Raw genomic sequence first — 1181 nt, 5'->3', positions numbered from 1 at the left:
GTCGGCGTGCGTCGGTATGACTGGACCCGCGGCAGCCGCCCGTGCACCACCTACGTCTACTACCCCGCCACCGGCACCCCCGGTGGCAACCCGGTGACGAACGCCCCGGTCGCGGGCGGTGTCTTTCCCGTCTACAACTTCACCCACGGCTTCGGAAGCAGCCCGCAGAACTCGCTGTTCATCATCCGGGCCCTGGCCGCGGCAGGCTTCGTCGTCCCCGCCCCGCACTTCAACCACAACTTCACCGACGTCAACAACGGCAACACCTCCAGGGACGTCTCGCACATCCTCACCCAGACCCTCGCCCTCAACACGAGCGGACCGCTGGCCGGGCGCATCGACACCGGCACCGGCGTCGGCGTCTCGGGCCACTCCCTGGGCGGCATGGTCACCCATGGCCTGCTGACCTCCTGGCCCGACAGCCGGATCATCTCCGCCAACCCGCAGTCCTGCGTGGACATGGGCAACCCCGCCGCCTCGGTCTCCGCCAAGGTCCTGTTCGTCCACGGCGACCGGGACTCGACCACGTCGTACTCCTCGGCCCGGCAGGCGTACACGGAGATGACCTGGCCCAAGGCGTTCCTCACCTTCGTCGGCGGCAGCCACACCAGCTTCTGGAGCGACAACCGCTTCCCGAACACCGTCGTCGACTGGGCCCGCTGGACCATGTACGGCGACACCGCCGCACGGGACCGCCTCCCGGCCGACGCGGCCGGACCCAACACCAGGTGGGAAGCCCAGCTGGGCGACTCACCCGGCGGCCCGGCCGCCTACACCCTGGTGGCCCAGCACAGCGGCAAGGCCGCCGACATCAACGAGGCCTCCACCGCCGCCGGCGCACGGCTCATCCAGTGGACCACCACCAGTCGCTCCAACCAGCAGTTCGAGTTTGTGGACGCCGGCGACGGCCACGTCCGCGTCAAGGCCCGGCACAGTGGCCTGTTCCTCCAGCCCACGGGCACCGCGACCGGCGCGGACGTCGTCCAGCAGGCCGACACCGGCGCCACCGGCCAGCAGTGGCGCGTGGTCGACCACGGCAGTGACGTGATCAGCCTCGTCAACCGGGAGTCCGGCCTGGCCATGGACGTGTGGGAGTACTCGACCGCCGACGGCGCCCGCATCTCCCAGTGGACCTACACCGGCAACGCCAACCAGCGCTTCACCCGCCGCCGCGTCTGACC

1 protein-coding gene is annotated in these 1181 nt (G+C 70.4%); it reads left to right on the top strand.

Annotated elements, in window-relative coordinates; translation table 11 throughout:
• The coding region (locus tag KWI83_RS39860) for an RICIN domain-containing protein (protein WP_218518874.1) at nt 1–1179 on the top strand (1179 nt) is incomplete at its 5' end.
• Nucleotides 1180–1181: the final 2 nt, after the last annotated feature.

It is taken from the genome of Streptomyces sp. TRM70350 (assembly GCF_019219825.1).
Lineage (GTDB): Bacteria > Actinomycetota > Actinomycetes > Streptomycetales > Streptomycetaceae > Streptomyces.
This window is presented reverse-complemented; position numbering and strand designations above follow the sequence as displayed.